Source organism: Oxalobacteraceae sp. CFBP 8761 (assembly GCA_014841595.1).
Classification (GTDB): Bacteria; Pseudomonadota; Gammaproteobacteria; order Burkholderiales; family Burkholderiaceae_D; genus Telluria.
On the sequence record JACYUE010000002.1, the window covers coordinates 150,809 to 168,156 of the forward strand.

16 protein-coding genes are annotated in these 17,348 nt (G+C 65.5%); 7 read left to right on the plus strand and 9 right to left on the minus strand.

Features of this window, described 5'->3' with window-relative positions; all coding sequences use genetic code 11:
* Positions 1-7 precede the first annotated feature (7 nt).
* From IFU00_13090 to IFU00_13125, 8 genes are all read right to left on the minus strand, one after another.
* Positions 8-805 carry a hypothetical protein gene (locus IFU00_13090; GenBank protein ID MBD8543213.1) on the minus strand — a complete coding sequence of 266 codons (798 nt, stop codon included), beginning with the start codon at positions 803-805 and terminating at the stop codon, positions 8-10.
* Between the two features lie 256 nt (positions 806-1,061).
* Positions 1,062-1,739, minus strand: a complete 678-nt coding sequence (locus tag IFU00_13095; GenBank protein MBD8543214.1) for a hypothetical protein — start codon at positions 1,737-1,739, stop codon at positions 1,062-1,064.
* Entirely contained in the window at positions 1,691-2,956 is a 1,266-nt protein-coding gene (locus IFU00_13100; GenBank protein ID MBD8543215.1) for a S8 family serine peptidase, read from the minus strand. The genes IFU00_13095 and IFU00_13100 overlap by 49 nt, the downstream gene beginning before the upstream one ends.
* Positions 2,953-3,624, minus strand: coding sequence for a zf-HC2 domain-containing protein (locus IFU00_13105; GenBank protein ID MBD8543216.1), 672 nt, complete (start codon positions 3,622-3,624; stop codon positions 2,953-2,955). Before IFU00_13105 ends, IFU00_13100 begins: the two co-directional genes overlap by 4 nt.
* Positions 3,621-4,214: a sigma-70 family RNA polymerase sigma factor gene (locus tag IFU00_13110; GenBank protein ID MBD8543217.1), complete on the minus strand. Its 594-nt coding sequence runs from the start codon at positions 4,212-4,214 to the stop codon at positions 3,621-3,623. The genes IFU00_13105 and IFU00_13110 overlap by 4 nt, the downstream gene beginning before the upstream one ends.
* A 315-nt stretch (positions 4,215-4,529) precedes the next feature.
* Positions 4,530-7,196, minus strand: coding sequence for a DUF4214 domain-containing protein (locus tag IFU00_13115; protein ID MBD8543218.1), 2,667 nt, complete (start codon positions 7,194-7,196; stop codon positions 4,530-4,532).
* Positions 7,197-7,411: 215 nt separating this feature from the next.
* A complete protein-coding gene (locus tag IFU00_13120; protein MBD8543219.1) occupies positions 7,412-8,113 on the minus strand; it encodes a 2OG-Fe(II) oxygenase in 702 nt (233 codons plus the stop codon).
* Between the two features lie 3 nt (positions 8,114-8,116).
* Entirely contained in the window at positions 8,117-8,671 is a 555-nt protein-coding gene (locus IFU00_13125) for a cob(I)yrinic acid a,c-diamide adenosyltransferase (protein ID MBD8543220.1), read from the minus strand.
* 80 nt (positions 8,672-8,751) lie between these two features.
* Between IFU00_13125 and IFU00_13130 the strand changes: the two genes are divergently transcribed.
* From IFU00_13130 to IFU00_13155, 6 genes are all read left to right on the plus strand, one after another.
* Entirely contained in the window at positions 8,752-10,233 is a 1,482-nt protein-coding gene (locus IFU00_13130) for an FAD-binding protein (GenBank protein ID MBD8543221.1), read from the plus strand.
* On the plus strand, positions 10,233-11,291 hold the full coding sequence (gene glcE, locus IFU00_13135) for a glycolate oxidase subunit GlcE (protein ID MBD8543222.1): 1,059 nt from the start codon (positions 10,233-10,235) through the stop codon (positions 11,289-11,291). The genes IFU00_13130 and glcE overlap by 1 nt, the downstream gene beginning before the upstream one ends.
* Before the next feature lie 12 nt (positions 11,292-11,303).
* On the plus strand, positions 11,304-12,536 hold the full coding sequence (gene glcF, locus IFU00_13140) for a glycolate oxidase subunit GlcF (GenBank protein ID MBD8543223.1): 1,233 nt from the start codon (positions 11,304-11,306) through the stop codon (positions 12,534-12,536).
* Between the two features lie 56 nt (positions 12,537-12,592).
* Positions 12,593-12,907, plus strand: coding sequence for a hypothetical protein (locus IFU00_13145; GenBank protein ID MBD8543224.1), 315 nt, complete (start codon positions 12,593-12,595; stop codon positions 12,905-12,907).
* A 72-nt stretch (positions 12,908-12,979) separates the two neighbouring features.
* Positions 12,980-13,444 carry a hypothetical protein gene (locus IFU00_13150; protein MBD8543225.1) on the plus strand — a complete coding sequence of 155 codons (465 nt, stop codon included), beginning with the start codon at positions 12,980-12,982 and terminating at the stop codon, positions 13,442-13,444.
* A complete protein-coding gene (locus IFU00_13155) occupies positions 13,444-14,343 on the plus strand; it encodes a DUF2145 domain-containing protein (protein MBD8543226.1) in 900 nt (299 codons plus the stop codon). The genes IFU00_13150 and IFU00_13155 overlap by 1 nt, the downstream gene beginning before the upstream one ends.
* Positions 14,344-14,355: 12 nt before the next feature.
* On the opposite strand, the gene IFU00_13160 is transcribed toward IFU00_13155, so the two are convergent.
* The gene (locus tag IFU00_13160; GenBank protein MBD8543227.1) at positions 14,356-14,844 is read right to left on the minus strand and encodes a glutathione peroxidase; all 489 of its coding nucleotides are present in this window, start codon (positions 14,842-14,844) and stop codon (positions 14,356-14,358) included.
* Between the two features lie 192 nt (positions 14,845-15,036).
* Here IFU00_13160 and IFU00_13165 point away from each other — a divergent pair, with 192 nt between their 5' ends.
* Positions 15,037-17,310 carry a TonB-dependent receptor gene (locus tag IFU00_13165; protein ID MBD8543228.1) on the plus strand — a complete coding sequence of 758 codons (2,274 nt, stop codon included), beginning with the start codon at positions 15,037-15,039 and terminating at the stop codon, positions 17,308-17,310.
* Positions 17,311-17,348: the final 38 nt, after the last annotated feature.

A 17,348-nucleotide genomic window follows, 5' to 3' on the forward strand; every position in this document is an offset into this window, starting at 1 on the left:
CTGACGGTTATTGCGCCTGGCGCGGCTTGAGGCGGTCGGCTTCGGCGACCGGGAACGGCGCGCCCAGGACAACGGCGCCGCCGCGGGTGCGGTTCCGTGCCTGGCACTTGTGCGTGCAGGTGGTGGCTGGTGGCGCCACTTCGACGGCATCCTCGCCCATCACCTGACCCATGCGTCCGCCGCTGGCGACGGACCACTGCGACACGCCGCCGCAATGCTGGACCCTGGCCACGCCGCCCGTGCGGGTGACGATATTGTTCGTGCACAGCGGTTCGGCGATGCGGTCGGCGAACTGCGGGCTGTCGCGGCCGACGAATTTCGCCGCATAGTCGTTGCCAAAATTGATGCGCGGCGTGACGGTCAGCGTGGTGTCCTTGAAGGGCACGGTATCGCCTTCGCGGTTACGGAAATTGCGGTTGTCGAAGTAGAAGGCGCTTTGCGCCAGCTTGTGCGTAAACACCGTCTTGGTTTCGTCGCTGCGCTCGACTTCCATCTGGAACAGGCCGCCGGTGGCGCAATCCTTGGCCTGGATCTTCATCGTGACGCCCGGCCCGCTGCGGGTCAGCACGATATCGGCCGAACTGCTCAATTCGACGCTGACGGCGCCGTTCAGGACCAGGCCCCGGTGGTCGGGCATCTTGCTGTCGAAGACGGGCGTTGCCTTGCCACCCGTGATGTCTTCCTTGTTGGCAGCGCCGGTCAGCGTGTAATTGAGGATGCCGAACGAGGCGGCATCGACATCGAACTGGACGTAGCGGCCCTGTACCCGAAACACCGATGTCACGGCGCCCGGCGCGACCGACACCGTTTGCGCGCCGCGTTTGCCCAGTACCGTGAAGCCGCCGCTCTCGCAGCCGGCCGAATCTGCTGCGTACGCAGCGTGCGCAGTCATCAACAGGCCCATGCTGCAAGCCACCATCCAATTTTTCATGCTGTTCTCCATTGTCGGAACGTGGCGCCCGATGCGCTGGTGTTCTGAACCGTTAATACCCTGGCGCGCGGCCAGGGTTCAATGAAGATCAACAAATTTTTTTCAGGCGATGCGGATAAGCGGGGACGTGTCAGAAATGGTAGCTGGCGCTGGCCGTGAATGCACGTGGCTTCGGGAAGTCAGGCAGGTAAGTCCGCCAGCGTGCCTGCCAGCCGGCCTGCAGCGTGACATCGCCAACGTCGGTTACGAGCGCAATGCGCACGTCGGCGCTGTCCCTGGCCGCGACGCCGTCATAGGCGAACGGATGCAGCACACCGACGTGGGCGGCCAGGCGCACTGTGTCGGAAAGGGGATAGGCGCCGCTCAGGTCGAGGTAGACGCTGCGCCCCTCGCCATAGTAGGCGGGCGAGTAGAACAGGCGCACGCTGGCGCGCTGCAGCGCTACGCCGGCATAGAACTCGTGGTAATTGCGGCGGCCATCGCGCAGATAGGTGTTGCGCGTGATGCCCGCATCCCATGACAGCGTCGACGTCAGCCTGCGGGCCCTGCCGGCATAGGCAGTCAGCTGGCCCTGCGTGCGATTGTCCAGCGTGACGGGCGCCGCGAAGGCGCCGCCGTACCAGCCTGCGGCGGTGTCGTGCTCGAGCCGCAATTGCAGCGCAGGGCGCGTGTACAACGCGACGCCGCGGCCGGCATACTCAGAGACCAGCGTCAGGTCGCCACTGGTCTGGGCCCATGCGTCCTTGTACGGCGGCAGGGTCAGCGCAAGCGCAAGGAGGATGGTGCCGTGGCGACGGTCGAAGTACATAGGCAGACGCAGGTGTCAGCTGCCCGTGACAGGGCGGCACATGCGTCAATGTTACCACCCGTCCGCGCTGTCATGGCGCCGTCCGCCTGGCGCCGCAGCGTCTGTGCGACCGTGCCCGGCTGGCGCTCGGCCAGCAGCGCCGCGAGGCCAGCCACGTGCGCCGCCGCGTACGACGAACCGGACACCATGTGCCAGCGACGGCCCGGCGCGCAGGTCGGGATGTCGGTGCCGGGTGCGTACACCAGCGTTGATGACGCCAGGTGCTGGTCGCCCGGCCGCGCGACCCCGATCACGCCTGGCAGCGCAGCCGGGAAGCCGCCATCGGGCAGGCGCGGGTCGGCCGCCGCCACCACGATCACGCCGCGCGCGAGCGCCGCCTGCAGCAACGCTTGCAGCAGGCGGTCGGCTGGCCCGGCCAGGCTCAGGTTGATGATCCGGGCGCCGTTTTCAAGCGCATAGTTGATTGCCTTGCCGAGCGTGAGGCTGTTGCAGCGCGCGGGTCGCGCACCGGTTTCCCAGCAGGCGCGCAGGGCCATCAGTTTGACTCCCGGCGCCACGCCGGCGATGCCCGCGCCATTGCCAGCCAGTGCGCCGATGATGCCAGCGACTGCCGTGCCATGGACCTCGGCGACATCGCCGGTGTCGTCGACGAAGTTGCGGCGCACCCTGATGCGTCCGGCCAGGTCGGGGTGGTCGGCATCGACACCGCTGTCGATCACGGCGACGCTCACGTTGCGCCCCGTGCTGACGCGGTGCAGGTCGGTCAGGTGCCAGTCGTGGCCCGCCGGCTGCAGCGGGTAGAGCGGATCGCCGCCGTCCTGTGCCTGGAAATCGGCCAGCGGCTGGGCCCATGCCACGCGTGCATCGTGCGACAGCGCGGCCACCACGCGCTCGATCGGGGCGTCATCGGATTCTTCCATCACGAAGCAGTCGACGCCGATGGCCGGCATCGGCCAGCTGTCGAGCAGGCGCAGACCATGGGCAGCGGCGATGTCATTCGCCACGCGGCGGCGCGCGGCGCTGCCGCCATCCTTCAGGTAACCGCCGCCGTACGACGCATCGGGGCGAAAGTGCTGGGCCGGCAGGCGCAGCATCACGAGCACCTGGCGCCGCGCGGCTTGCAACAGCGGGTCCGCATGGTCCTGTGCGTGCGCCGGCGTGCCCGCCAGGCCGAGCAGGGCGGCAAGCAGCGCCGCCCATGCGAGCAGGCGGTTCATGGGCCGGCCTGAACGCCGAGCGGCTCGGCCAGCGTGACGGCCGATTCGGTGCGCAGGCGCGCCGCGACGTCGGCCGGTGCTTGCGCGCTGCCCAGCATCCACGCGCCCGTGACCGTCGGGCCGCCGACGATGCGCGCGCCGCTGGCCGTCACGATGCGGCGCAGTTCATGTTCCGGCGTGTCCGGTTTGAAGGTCACCGCGACGATGCTGTCGGCGCCGGCCTCGGCGCCGAGCACGCGGTAGGCGTCGTCCTGCACCGCCACCTGCGCCGCCATCTGCGTGTCGCCGGACGGGCGCAGCAGCAGCGCGCCCAGCACGACAATGGCGCAGAACTGCAGGCCCACGGCGGCGCGCAGCCAGCGCCCGTCATTCGCGGCAAGGCGCGTGCGCCAGCCGGGGATGACGGGCGCCGCATCCGCCGGCGCCACCGCATCGAGCTGCGGCAGCAGGCGCGCGAACGCCTTGTCCACGTCCAGGTCTGGCGGCGGCAGGTCGGCGACATCCTGCAGTGTGTAAAGCGCATCAAAATCGGCGCGGCATGTGACGCAGGTATCGAGGTGCGCCTGGACGCGCCGCAGCTCCGCACCGTCGAGGCGACCGTTGGCCAGCCAGGGCAGCAGGTCCTGCGCCTCGCGGTGCGCCCCCGCGCGATCAGGCAGGTGGGTCATGACCGCACCCCGATCTGGCCTTCCAGCAGCACGGCCAGGCGCTTGCGGGCATGGAACAGGCGGGTTTTGATGGTGTTCACTGGGCACTCCATGATCTCGGCAATCTCTGTGTAACTCATGTCATGATAAAAAGTCAGCTGGAACGCAGTACGCTGCGCCAGCGGCAATTGGGCCAGCGCCGCATGCACGGCACCGGTCAGCTGCAGTTGCGTCAGTTGCCAGTCGGGCCGGTCGGCCTCGATGCCTTCGCGTTCATCGATGCCGGCATCGACCGGCTCGTCCAGCGCCTGCAGGCTTTTGCAGGCACGCCGGTAGGCAATGGCAAAAATCCACGTCGAGACCTTGCTGCTGCCATTGAACGTCGCCGCCTTGCGCCAGACCACCAGCAGCGTGTCGTTGACGATTTCCTCGATCAGTGGCGTGCTGCGCGTCATGCGCTGCAGGAAGCGCACCAGCCGCGGGTGGTAGGCCCGGTACAGCGTTTCGAAGGCGCGCCGGTCGCCGGCTGCGATACGCTCGACGAGTCCCGCTTCATCCTGCTCCGTGCGCGCCACGGCCGGCCTGGCGTCAAATCCTCGTTCCACCCACATCCTCTCGTTCTTCTACGGTAGATACCCCGCCACGCCGAAAAGGTTCATGGCGTCGTCACGATTGTCGAATGGGGCACGCTGCATGCTAACTGACAGTCGCAGGGCAGCGTGCAGCTTTTTCAGGATTTGGCGGTGCATGTGCACAGATACACGGCGCCTGTTATCGCTGCGCTCACGCCGGTCGGCATGTCGGCAGCCAGGGTGCTGGCGGTCTGTCGTGAGAATCGGATCGTGCGGCTGCCATGACGACACAAGCCCGCTGTCGTAAGAGAGCGGGCTTGCGGTTGCTTGCTTTGCCGGCGTGCGCCAGGCAGCTTACACGAGGTTACCGAAGTAGACGTTGCCCAGGCCGTCGAGGCTAGCCTCGCCAGAGCCGATGATGGCGATGGCGAAATCTTCGCTGTTGATCACGTCATCACCGTTGTTTACCACCAGCAGCTTGAAGTGATCGATGTTGAAAATGACTGCATCGGTGGGCTCGATTGCAGCAGCGTTGTAGGCCAGGGTGAGCTTGTCATACTGGCTCGCAAGGTCAGCCGAACTACCAATGTACTCTGTCGAATTAATGACATGCTCCACATCTTGGACGAAGTCGAACAGTACCGCCGCCTTGGTTTCGATGTAGACGACATCGATGGAGGACGCTGACTGGCTGCCTGCAATGAGCTTCGACAGGTTTGACTCGGCGGCACTGCTGTATATCAGCCGGTCCGTGCCTTCCGATACAATGATCTGGTCACCGCTCAGGCCACCAACGACGATGTCGTTGTCGGCGCCGCCGTAAAGCATGTCGCTGCCATCGCCGCCCTCCAGGCTGTCCACGCCCGCGCCACCATACAGCATGTCGTCGCCGTTGGTGCCGGTCAGACTATCTTCGCCGTCGAAGCCCCACGCCCTGTGGGCATCTTGAATGAGGTTGTTTCCATTCGTGCCGAGGGTATAGACACCGTTGTCTTTATCGAGTGCCTGGCCTTTCATGCCGTCGACAAGGAACGTGCCGCTGGACATATAGAATTGTGCGCCGACCTGAACCGTGCCAGCAATTGCCCTGCCGTCTGATTCGGTCGACCGAACGCCAGGGCCGCTTCCATTCGTGACCATGAAAATATCGCCATCAATGCTGCTCGTAAGCGAGATGCCTGTTTCGGTGAACGACACTTCCAGCGTCGGACCAGCGTCGAGCGTGACACTGAGTGCGGCCGTTGCCTTGCTAATATTACCGGCCATATCGTACTGGCGCACTTGCACCAGTTGCTCGCCAACCCCGCTCAGTTCGAGCGTGTCCGCACCACTGCCGTCGTTGGTGTCGCCATAGGTCCAGGTCTTGCCCTTGTCGGTGCTGTATTCCCAGGCAGTGCCGGTATTCTGCTCGAGACCGGTGATGTCGATCACGCCGGACGTGGTCGATCCATTGCTCGGCCCATTGTGCAGCGCGATGGCCGGGGTTTGCGGTGCTTCGGTATCGAGCGTGAAGGTGAATTGCTGGTAATTGCGGTTCCCGGCTACGTCGGTAACGCGCATCTCGACGACATTCACGCCTTCGTGCAGCATCGGGGTAGCGGTCCAGACCTCGGTGGTCACCGACGCGGGGTTGTGATTGCCGATACTGTGCTGCTGCATCAGGTACTCGACCGTGGCGCCTGCTTCGACGAACTCGAGATTGAGCCTGCCATCGTTCGTCACCAGATCGTCATCGGAGCCGAATTTGCCGTAATGGCTGTCCGTGGCGAGCGTGACATGGGGCCGCAGCGTGTAGCCGTCAAAAACGATGGTCTGTGTGACGGGCGTGGTGGTCGTGCCGCTGGCATCGACGGCGCGCAGCGCAATGGTGGTGACCTGTTCAGGCGGCGGTGCCATGATGGACATCGCGTTGTCGTTGCCGAGCATGGTCAGGGTTGCTAACTGGTAACCCAGCTGCACATGCTTGAGGGTCACCGTGTTGGTGTTCGCATCGACGTCGATGTTGGTATCGATCCAGTGCTTGCCGTCGAGCGAGTATTCAAAGTGCTGGCCGGTGCGCAGGTCGCGGCCCGTGTAGCTGAAGGTAACGTCGGCGGCGCTCTGGTTGGTGACGTTGTCGTCCGTCTGGTCGAGTTCGTCCTGGGTGACGTGTTCGAATGCCAGTTTCAGATTGAACGTCGGCACCGGGGCAGTCACGACTGGCGTCGGCGGATACACGACTTCGATCGCTGCCGGCAGGCCACCTTTGGCCAGAGCGTCGACAACGTCCTTCAGCGATGCATTGGCCGGCATGACCTTGAGCACCTGGTCCATGCCACCGCCACGCAGCAGCGAATCGAGCGTGACCGGGTTGCCGGCTGCTGCCTTGGCGGTGTCGGCCAGCGTCTGGGCCAGTGCGACCGGGTCGCCCTTGCCGCGCGTCGTGTCGAACAGGGCGAGCAGGGTGGTGCCGGTGGCGATCGCGTTCACCACTTGCGGGGTCTTGGTAGCGGTGTCGGCGAACGATACGGCAGCCTTGACCAGCGTGTCGATGTCGCCGGTGGCCGTGTCGACGGTCACGGCGCGCACCAGGATGCGGGCCGCTTCGACGGACGCGTAACCACTGTACTGACTGCCCGATGCTTCCACCTGGGCGGTGAAAGCGTCGACTGCCGTTTGGCGCAGCGCGGTCAGTGCCTTGTCGATGCCCTGGGCACCGCCCATGATGGCGACGGCCACGTCAGCCAACGATGCATGACCTTGTCCCACCACATTCGACCAGTATGCCAGGCCAACCGAATCCGGCGCGCGGTTGAACAGGGCCTGGTAGATTTCGCTGATCCGTTCATTGACGCTATCGCTGCCGTAGCGGACCTGGGCTTCTTCCGACGTGGCGAATGCCTGCGTGATGGAAGACAGGTTGCCATCGTTATCGGCAAGTTGCTTGGTCCAGAACGCCAGGCCTGCAGGATCGGCTGGGCGACCATAGAAAGCCAGGTAGAACGAGTTGACGGTGGAGGCAAAGGTGGTTTGCGTGCTCATGATCTCAGAGAAGTAATGGGCGGTACGGAATGTTGCCGCTGATCATTATCTTAATCGCCAAACCAGCAAAAGGCGTAAATATCTGAATATCATGTGGGATAAATCTCACATTAAATAACAGAATGTTATTCATTTGCCCCGGCTCCCCATGGCAAAGATGACAGGAAATAACGAAAAACCGCTAAATGGTAAATATCACCGTGGTACTGGAAGGATCATTCAGCACTGCCGAACAGCGCCTCGGCGCGCTGGTACAGGATCCACGAGGTGGCGATGTACTTGTCACCGCTGACGGGCACATTGCCCCGGTGCGTGTGCGTGAAGCCCGCCGGTGCGATGACCAGCCGCCCTTGTTTGGGTGCGATCTTGCGGCCCTGATACAAAAACTCGGTCTCGCCGCCCTCGGCCACATCGTTCAGGTAGACCATCCACAGCAGCACCCGATGGAGCGATTCGCAGCTTGCGTTCTGCGGATAGATCTCGGAATGCCAGTGATGATAGCCGCCGCTGCTGCGCAGGTATTTTTGCAGGTTGATCGTGCCGGGCCGGTACAGCACGCGCAGCAACTCATCAATGTTGGGCCGCCCCAGTTCGTCGAAGTTGGCCATCGACAGCACGGTTGGCACGCCCGTCACCGGATGTTCGAGCGTGGGCGAGAGTGACCCCATCAGCAGCATCCGGTAGCGCTCGGCGTAGGCAGCCAGGTGGCGCGCCATCGTGTCCACCAGGAGGCCCGTGGCGTCGGCCCACTCGGGATGCTGGTTGATCGTGATGTCGTAGCTGTCCTTCTTGACGACATCGACGCCGTTGCCCGTTTGGCCGCGCACCACCTTGTCGCTGGCGTCGAAGCGCTTGATGAGCGCTTCACACTGCTGCGGGGTGAGCGCGTCGTCGTAGACGCCAATGAAGTCGTCCATGACTTATCTGGCCTTGCGCTCGTGATTCCACAGCACGTCACTGCCACCCGCGAAGCGGTTCAGTACGCGCGCCAGCACGAACATCAGGTCGGACAGGCGATTGACGTACTGGCGCGGGTGCGCGTGAATCTCTTCTGCCTTCGACAGCGCGACGATCGCGCGTTCGGCGCGCCGGCACACCGTGCGGCACAGGTGCGCCGTGGACGCCGCGCGTGAACCGGCCGGCAGGATGAATTCCTTCAGCACCGGCAGGTCGGCGTTGTATTTTTCGAGCATGGCGTCGAGGCGCAGTACATGTTCTTCCTTGATCATCTGGTAGCCCGGAATGCACAACTCGCCGCCCAGGTCGAACAGGTCGTGCTGGATGCCCACGAGCTCGTCGCGCAGATCCGGTGGCATGTCTTCGCACAGCAGCAGGCCGACAAAGGAATTGAGTTCGTCGACTTCGCCCAGCGCGTGGATGCGCGCGCTGTCCTTGCCGGTGCGGCTGCCGTCGCCGAGGCCCGTGCTGCCATCGTCGCCGGTGCGGGTTGCTATTTTTGAGAGGCGGTTGCCCATGATGTTCTCTTATGCAGTAGGGTGAAAATACGATGGCACGAGGATACGACAAAACCTGTCGATTTGCTTACAATCGACCCATGCCATCCCCGAATCCAGACCTGCATGACCGGCGCGCACAGGTTGTCGCCGCGCTGCTGGCGCGCGTGCCTGCGGCGTGCGTCCTGTTTGCACCCGAAGACACGCGGCCCTACGAATGCGATGGTCTGGCCGCGTATCGCCAGTTGCCGATGATCGTGACGCTGCCGACCGACGAAGAACAGGTGCTGGCGATCCTGGCCGTGTGCCGCGCGCTGAACGTGCCGGTGGTTCCGCGCGGTGCCGGTACCGGTCTGTCGGGCGGTGCGCTGCCGATCCACGATGGCGTCGTGCTCTCGACCGCGCGCATGAACGCCATTCAACGGGTCGATCATTTGGCGCGTACCGCCGTCGTGCAGCCGGGCGTGCGCAACCTGGCCATTTCCGAAGCCGCCGCCAGCCACGGCCTGTATTACGCGCCCGACCCGTCATCGCAGATCGCCTGCACGATCGGCGGCAACGTGGCCGAAAACGCGGGCGGCGTGCATTGCCTCAAATACGGCCTGACGATCCACAACGTGCTGCGCGTGCGTGTGGCCACGATCGAGGGCGACATCGTCGAACTGGGTGGGGGCGCGCTCGATGCCCCGGGCCTGGATTTGCTGGCCGTGTTCATCGGCTCCGAAGGCATGCTCGGCATCGTCGTCGAAGTGACGGTAAAACTGGTGCCCAAGCCGGCGCTGGCGCAGGTCATCATGGCCTCGTTTGCCGACGTGGTCACTGCCGGCAATGCGGTGGCCGACGTCATCGCGGCCGGCATCATCCCGGCGGGCCTCGAGATGATGGACCGTACCTCGGTGCGCATGGTCGAACCGTTCGTCAAGGCCGGCTACGACCTGGACGCCGCCGCGATCCTGCTGTGCGAAGCCGATGGCACCGCGCTCGAAGTGGCCGAAGAAATCAGCCGCATGAGCGCGGTGCTGGCGCGCGCCGGCGCCACGGCCATTACCGTCTCGCAGAGCGAAGCGGAGCGCGGGCGCTTCTGGTCGGGCCGCAAGAATGCGTTTCCGGCGGCGGGGCGCATCTCGCCCGATTACTACTGCATGGACGGCACGATCCCGCGCAAGCAGCTCGCGCGCGTGCTGGCCGGGATCGCGGCGATGGAAGTCACGTACGGCCTGCGCTGCTCGAACGTGTTCCACGCCGGCGACGGCAATATGCATCCGCTGATCCTGTTCGACGCCAGCGTGCCGGGCGAATTCGATCGCGCCGAAGCGTTCGGCGCGGCGATCCTGGCGCTGTGCGTCGAGGTGGGCGGCACCATCACGGGCGAGCATGGCGTGGGTATGGAAAAGATCGGGTCGATGTGCGTGCAGTTCGGGCGCAAGGAGCTCGACGCCTTCTTCGCCGTCAAGCACGCGTTCGATCCGTGCGCGCTGCTCAATCCCGACAAGGCCATTCCCACGCCGCACCGCTGCGCCGAATTCGGCAAGCTGCACGTGCACCACGGGCAGGTGCCGTTTCCCGACCTGCCGCGCTTCTGATGAATACCATTGAACACTTCCAGCAGCAGGTCAGGGCGGCCGCCGCCAGCGGGCAGCCGCTGCGCATCCGTGGCGGCGGCACCAAGGACTGGTATGGCGGCGCGCCGTCTGGCGCCATCCTCGACACGCGCGCCCATGCGGGCATCGTCGACTACGAGCCGACCGAACTGGTGATCACGGCGCGCTGCGGCACGCCGCTGGCCGAGATCGAAGCCGCGCTGGCCGAACGCAACCAGATGCTGGCGTTCGAGCCACCGCACTTCGGCCCGCACGCCACGCTGGGCGGCGTGATTGCCAGCGGCTTGTGCGGCCCGCGCCGCGCGACCAGTGGCGCCGCGCGTGACTTCGTGCTGGGCGCCACGCTGCTTGATGGCCGCGGCGACGTACTGGCCTTCGGCGGGCGCGTCATGAAGAACGTGGCCGGCTACGATGTCTCGCGCATGCTGGCCGGTTCGCTCGGCACGCTGGGCGTGCTGCTGGAAGTCTCGGTCAAGGTGCTGCCACGGCCGTTTGCCGAAACGACGCTGCGGTTTGCACTGAACGAGATCGACGCGCTGCGATCCCTGAACACGTGGGGCGGCCAGCCCTTGCCGATCTCGGCCAGTGCCTGGGTCGACGGCGAGCTGGCGCTGCGTTTGTCGGGCGCCGAGGCAGCGGTCGATGCCGCCGTGCGGGGCCTCGGTGGCGAGGTGATGCCGGAGCCCGATGCGTTCTGGCACGCCGTGCGCGAACAACGCACGGCGTTTTTTGACGGCTACGGTGCGCTGTGGCGCCTGTCGGTGCCATCCACCACGGGCGCGCTGGTGCTGGGCGGCGCGCAGATGATCGAATGGGGCGGCGCCCAGCGCTGGTTGCGCGCCGATGGTGATGCGATTACCGCGCAGACGATCCGGCGCACCGCGCAGGCCTGTGGCGGCCATGCGACGCTGTTCCGCGGCGGCGACAAGTCGGCCGGCGTGTTCCAGCCACTGGCGCCAGCGCTGGCGCGCATCCATGCGCGCATGAAAGACGCGTTCGATCCCGCGCATATCTTCAACCCCGGTCGCATGTACCCATAAGGCGCATAAGACATGCAAACCACTCTGGCCGATTTCATCAAGGGCACGCGCGAGGGCAGCGAGGCCGAGGCGATCCTGCGATCCTGCGTGCACTGCGGCTTTTGCACCGCCACCTGCCCGACGTACCAGTTGCTGGGCGACGAACTCGATGGCCCGCGCGGGCGCATCTACCTGATCAAGAACGTGCTCGAAGGCGCCGAGCCGACCCGCAAGACCCAGTTGCACCTGGACCGCTGCCTGACGTGCCTGAATTGCGAAACCACGTGCCCGTCGGGCGTCAAATACGGGCGCCTGCTCGACATCGGCCGCAAGCTGGTCGACGAGCGCGTCGCGCGGCCCCTGGGCGAGCGGCTCACGCGCACGACGCTCAAGGCCTGCCTGCCGCGCGCGGGCCTGGCCACGCCCGCATTCAGGGCAGGCCGCCTGCTGCGGCCCCTGTTGCCGGAGAAGCTGCAAGCCAAGTTGCCGTCCGTGCGCGCCGCCGGCCGCTGGCCGACACGCATCCATCCGCGCAAGATGCTGGTGCTCGATGGCTGCGTGCAGCCCGGGATGGCGCCGAACATCAATGCCGCCGCCGCGCGCGTGCTCGATGCGTTGGGCGTGCAGCTGACCGTGGCGTCCAAGGCCGGCTGCTGCGGCGCGTTGCGCTATCACATGAACGACCAGGACGGCGGGCTGGATGACATGCGCCGCAATATCGACGCCTGGTGGCCCAGCGTTGAAAACGGCGCGGTCGAGGCGATCGTCATGACCGCCTCGGGCTGCGGCGTCACCGTCAAGGAATACGGCCACCTGCTGGCACATGATCCGGCGTATGCCGCCAAGGCCGAACAAATCAGCGCAATGACGCGCGACCTGTCGGAAGTCCTGGCCCTATTTCAGGACCGGATCGCCGCACTGTCAAAAGGGAAGGGCGGCCCGCCCGTGGCGTACCACCCGCCGTGCACGCTGCAGCATGGCCAGCAGATCCGTGGCAAGGTCGAGGGCGTGCTGCAGGCGGCCGGCGTGGACGTGGTGCTGTGCGCCGACAACCACCTGTGCTGCGGCTCGGCCGGCACCTATTCGGTGCTGCAGCCGGCCATCTCGCTCGCGCTGCGCGAGCGCAAGCTGGCCAGCCTGGCCGCGACGGGGGCTGACCACATCGTGTCGGCCAATATCGGGTGCATCGCGCATTTGCAGGCGGGGACCGGGACGCCCGTGACGCACTGGATCGAGCTGCTGGATCGGATCTGTACAGCAGACTGACAGGGGCCGTGGTAGCATCGCCCCGACCCCAGCAACGAACACCAGCAGGAACGATCTTGAGCTTTACCTTTCAACTCGTGCGCGAGGACGAAGACAGTCCGCGCGCCATCGTCTTCGAAGACAGCAGCACCCCGGGCCTCGTGCCGGTATGGGAGGCCGCCGGTGTCTACGACGCGCTCTACAACAGCGATGGCCAGTTGGCGCGCGACGTGTCGCGCCGGCTGGCGTACGGCGTCGATCGCCTGAACGACGACCCCGGGCTTGCCAGCCTGCTGCCGCCCGGCCTGTCGATGGATGTGGCGATCCGCTTTCTGGATAACGTCACCCGCGCCTGCATCACCCACGGCGCGGCCCGCATTCAGACGCGATAAGATTGCCCTATGGTCATTCGGGGCAAGGGCTTGTACCATAGGAGCGTTCTGCTCGCCAAATGAAAGAGTTTTATGACCTTGCCTATCCTTTCCCGCACGCTGTGCCTGACCCTGTTCGCTGCGGCCTGCAATGCGCCTGCGCAGGCTGACAGCTTCGCGTCGTCCGCGTCCAGCGCCGGCTCGGCGTCGTCGGCCAGCATTTCCGATTCGGTCAGCGGTTCCAGCAACAGCTCGAGCGACAACGACAAGGTCGCTGCCGGCCAGTACCGCGTGATCAACATCGCGCACGCCCCGAACAAGCCCGACACCACCCGCCTGACCCTGCGCGCGACTGCTGCCGGCCAGGCGCGTTCGTTCGAGCTCGACGTCCCCAACCGCGCCCTCGCGACGCGCACCGTGATCGCGGGCGACGTGGTCCAGGTCAATGAGCGCGCTTACGGCTATGAATTCGCCTACGCCGACACCCAGCGGCCGTTCTTCCTGGCGCTGCAGGACGAGTGGTACCGCGAACTGGGCTCGCGCAAAGTCACGATCTGATGCTCGTGCGCCAGGCCGCGCTGGCGCTGCTGTTGTGTGCGAGCGGCAGTGCCTGGGCCGGCTTTCCCACCTTTTGCGAACGCTCGCGCGACCTCAGCGCGACCGAGCAGGACCGCGTGCTGCGCTTTGCCGGCGTGGTCAAGCAGGAGCTGGCGCGCTCGAACGGCAAGGTCGCCCTGATCGCGCGCGCCGGCACGGACCTGAGCCGCTTCGATCTGGTGTATTCACACGCCGGCGTCGCACTGCGCGACACGCCGGACAGCCCGTGGGCCGTGCGCCAGCTGTACTACGAGTGCGACGAGGCGCGTCCGTACATCTTCGACCAGGGCATCGCCGGCTTTGCGCTGGGCGCCGACGCACCGGGCAAGGGCCATATTGCCTTGTTGTTCCTGCCGGATGATGACAGCGCATCGCTCGAACGCGCCGCCCGCGACAAGGCACTGGCGCTGGCGCTGCTGGCCGGTCAATACAGTGCCAACGCCTATGCGTACGGCACCAAATACCAGAACTGCAACCAGTGGGTGGCCGAGCTGATGGCCAGCGCCTGGGGCGGCGCGGCAGGTGAGGGTAACGCGCGGAAAAAAGCGCAGGCCTGGTTGCGCGCCAACGATTACGTCCCCGGTCCGGTCAGGGTGCCATCGCACTTCACGATGTTCGCCGGGCAGTTCGTGCCGCTCGTGCACGTGGATGACCACCCGGTGGAGGACCTGCACGCGCTGTCGCTGCAGGTCAGCGTGCCAGCCTCGATCGAAGCGTTCGTACAGCGCCGCGCGCCCGAGACGCAGCGCGTGGAAATCTGCCACGACGAACGCCGCATCGTTGTGCGGCGCGGCTGGACGCCGCTGGGCGCAAGCTGCGAGCCGCAGCCGGGTGACGAAGTGATTGCCATTGCGCCTTGAGCGCTGCCGCAATCAGACCTCGTTCGCCAGCACCTTCTCGATATCGCCGCCCAGGTCTTCCGGCTTGGTGGTGGGCGCATAGCGCGTAACGACCGCGCCTTCGCGGTTGACGAGGAACTTGGTGAAGTTCCATTTGACCGCTTCGGTGCCCAGCACGCCGGGCGCTTCGCCCTTCAGAAAGCGAAACAGCGGATGCGCGTCGTCGCCGTTGACGTCGACCTTGGCGAACATCGGGAACGTCACGCCATAGTTCTTTTCGCAGAAGGCGCCGATCGCTGCCTCGTCGCCTGGTTCCTGGTGTCCGAACTGGTTGCACGGAAAGCCCAGCACCACGAGGCCCTCGTCGGCATAGCGGCGCTGCAGCGCTTCGAGCCCCTGGTATTGCGGCGTGAAGCCGCAGGCGCTGGCCGTATTGACGATCAGGAGCGCCTTGCCGCGGTAGCGCTGCAGGTCGACCGGCTGACCGTCGAGGGCAGTGGCGTTGAAATCGTAGGCATTCATTGAGGTCTCCTTGTTGTAAACGATGCAGTTTACGCTACTGCAGGGGGGCGCACGGCAGAGCGCTGGCCCCGGCGTCATCGGTTGGCCGATCGATGCTGTGGCATTTGAACCGTCTTAGCATTTCTTAACAAATTCCGGGCTCGACGCATGCGACAATCACGCTCGTTCAAACGTCCCGTTACCCAGGTATTCATGTCACGTCACCGTTCTTCCGCACTGTTGTTCGCGCTGCTCGCGCCTGTCTGCGCATTGGCCCAGGAAACCGCCGTACGTCCTGCGGATCCCGTCACCGGCGCCGTGACGCCGACCGCCCCGGCGCTGCAGGCGGCCGACGTCCCCGTCGCCTCCACCGTCGCCGTGACGGCCGCGCGTTCGTCGAACCGGATCGACCGCCAGGCATATGACGTCAAGAGTGACGCCGCGTCGACCAACGACACGGTGGCCGACACGCTCAACAAGGTGCCGTCGGTGGCCGTGGACGCGGACGGCAACGTGACGCTGCGCGGGCGCAGCAATGTGCAGATCCTCGTCGATGGCAAGCCGTCGGCGATGATGCAGGGCGAGAACCGCGCCGCAGCGCTGGGCGCGATTCCCGCAGCCGATCTGGATTCGGTGGAAGTGATCAACAACCCCGGCGCGCAGTTCGGCAACGAAGGCGGGGGCGGCCCGATCATCAATCTCGTGATGCGGCGCGAGCGCACGCCGGGCGGCTTCGGTGCCGTCAATGCGAACGTCGGGCCGGAAGGGCGCGCCAATGCGTCGAGCTTCGGCAGCTACACGACCGGGCGCATGAGCGTGCAGGGCGGCGTGTACGTCCGGCGCGACACACGTGGCTCCGACGGCGAAACAAACCGCGACCGGATCGACCCGCTTACCGGCGCCGTGGCCAGCAGCACGCAACGCTCTAACAGCGAGACCGACACCGAGGCCGTGGGCATGAACAGCTCGCTGACCTACAACCTGGGCGACAAGGACGTGCTGTCGGCCAAGGCCAGCTTCTCGGCCAACGGCAGCGACGGGCAGTCGCAGGAGCGCTATCGCGGCCTGAACGCCGACGGCAGCATCGACGGCGACTACCTGCGTTCGAGCGTGCGTGACAACGATAACCGCAGCTACAGCCTGAGTGGCGGCCTGGATCACAAGGGCGCGCGGCCCGGCGAAATCTTCAAGGTCGACCTGCGCCTGTCGGGCAACAAGGGCGAGGCCGATACGCGCTTTGCCAGCGATTACACGGTGCGCCCCGCCAATTCGACCGCGCCGCGCACGCACCAGAACAACCTGACCGAAACGCGCGTGATCGACTTCACGGGCGACTATGAACTGCCGGGCGAGAAAGGTGTGTTCAAGGCGGGCTACAAGGTCGCGCAGAACAGTAATGTGTTCGACACGCGATTTTTCAATGTCGATGAGGCGACGCTGGCTGAAAGCCTCAGCAACCAGCGCACCAACCGCTTCGAGCTCGATGAAACGACAGTCGCTTTGTATGGTACTTACCAGCTGCGCCTGGCCGAAAAATGGGGCTTGCTGGGTGGTCTGCGCACCGAGTACACCGACCTCGATCTGAACCAGGTCACCACGAACGTCAAGGCCAACAACCATTACTTCGACGCGATCCCGAGCGCATTCCTCACCTACGACCTGTCGGACGACACGGCGCTGCGCCTGAGCTACGCGCACCGCATCCGCCGGCCGGGCGCGGGCGACCTCAATCCGTTCGTCGTCTACCGCGACGAAACCAATGTCTCGTCGGGCAACCCCGACCTGATGCCCACCAAGACCGACTCGATCGAACTGGGGCTGGAGACCAAACTGGGCAAAGTCGAGACCAATGTGCGTCTGTACGCACGGCGCGACTCGGACCTGATCCAGGAACGGCGCACCTTCATCTCCGACACCGTGTTGCTCACCACCCGTGAGAACGCCGGCAGCAGCAACTCGGGCGGCCTCGAATTCACGTTCAGCGGCCGCGTCACGCCCAGCTTGACGCTCAACGCGAGCGGCAACCTGGGATACTCCGAACAGTCGGTGCTCGGCAACAGCCAGGACGACAAGCGCAGCGCCACCTCGCTCAGCGGCCGCGCGCGCGTGAGCTACCAGATCAATCCGACCAACAGCCTGCAACTGGTGCTCAATGCGCAGGGCAAGACGCTGTTCGGCGAAGGCTATCGCCAGCCGACGCGCAGCGCTGACCTGAGCTATCGCCGCAACCTGAGCCAGGCCATGAGCCTCGTCGTGAATGTCAACGACATCTTCGACTCGCAAAAGACCGAATCGATCACCGAGACCGACCGCCTGCGCGAATACAGCATCCGCCGCCAGGAAGGGCGCCTCGTGTATGTCGGGTTGTCCTACCGCTTCGGCAGCTTTGGCGGTGCGGGCGGGCGGCGGCCGGATGGACCGCGGGGCGGGCCTGGCGGTCCACCGGGGTTCGGGCCACCGGGCGGCGGCATGGGGCCAGGACTCTGATCGATCGGTCCACATGCGGGCAGGGTAATTTGAGGATG

What these genes read in the sequence shown, in the direction of transcription:
- IFU00_13095 (MBD8543214.1), bottom strand. Translation starts at nt 1,739, where the DNA reads ATGTACTTCGACCGTCGCCACGGCACCATCCTCCTTGCGCTTGCGCTG.
- IFU00_13100 (MBD8543215.1), bottom strand. Translation starts at nt 2,956, where the DNA reads ATGAACCGCCTGCTCGCATGGGCGGCGCTGCTTGCCGCCCTGCTCGGC.
- IFU00_13105 (MBD8543216.1), bottom strand. Translation starts at nt 3,624, where the DNA reads ATGACCCACCTGCCTGATCGCGCGGGGGCGCACCGCGAGGCGCAGGAC.
- IFU00_13110 (MBD8543217.1), bottom strand. Translation starts at nt 4,214, where the DNA reads ATGTGGGTGGAACGAGGATTTGACGCCAGGCCGGCCGTGGCGCGCACG.
- IFU00_13115 (MBD8543218.1), bottom strand. Translation starts at nt 7,196, where the DNA reads ATGAGCACGCAAACCACCTTTGCCTCCACCGTCAACTCGTTCTACCTG.
- IFU00_13120 (MBD8543219.1), bottom strand. Translation starts at nt 8,113, where the DNA reads ATGGACGACTTCATTGGCGTCTACGACGACGCGCTCACCCCGCAGCAG.
- IFU00_13125 (MBD8543220.1), bottom strand. Translation starts at nt 8,671, where the DNA reads ATGGGCAACCGCCTCTCAAAAATAGCAACCCGCACCGGCGACGATGGC.
- IFU00_13130 (MBD8543221.1), top strand. Translation starts at nt 8,752, where the DNA reads ATGCCATCCCCGAATCCAGACCTGCATGACCGGCGCGCACAGGTTGTC.
- glcE (MBD8543222.1), top strand. Translation starts at nt 10,233, where the DNA reads ATGAATACCATTGAACACTTCCAGCAGCAGGTCAGGGCGGCCGCCGCC.
- glcF (MBD8543223.1), top strand. Translation starts at nt 11,304, where the DNA reads ATGCAAACCACTCTGGCCGATTTCATCAAGGGCACGCGCGAGGGCAGC.
- IFU00_13150 (MBD8543225.1), top strand. Translation starts at nt 12,980, where the DNA reads ATGACCTTGCCTATCCTTTCCCGCACGCTGTGCCTGACCCTGTTCGCT.
- IFU00_13155 (MBD8543226.1), top strand. Translation starts at nt 13,444, where the DNA reads ATGCTCGTGCGCCAGGCCGCGCTGGCGCTGCTGTTGTGTGCGAGCGGC.
- IFU00_13160 (MBD8543227.1), bottom strand. Translation starts at nt 14,844, where the DNA reads ATGAATGCCTACGATTTCAACGCCACTGCCCTCGACGGTCAGCCGGTC.
- IFU00_13165 (MBD8543228.1), top strand. Translation starts at nt 15,037, where the DNA reads ATGTCACGTCACCGTTCTTCCGCACTGTTGTTCGCGCTGCTCGCGCCT.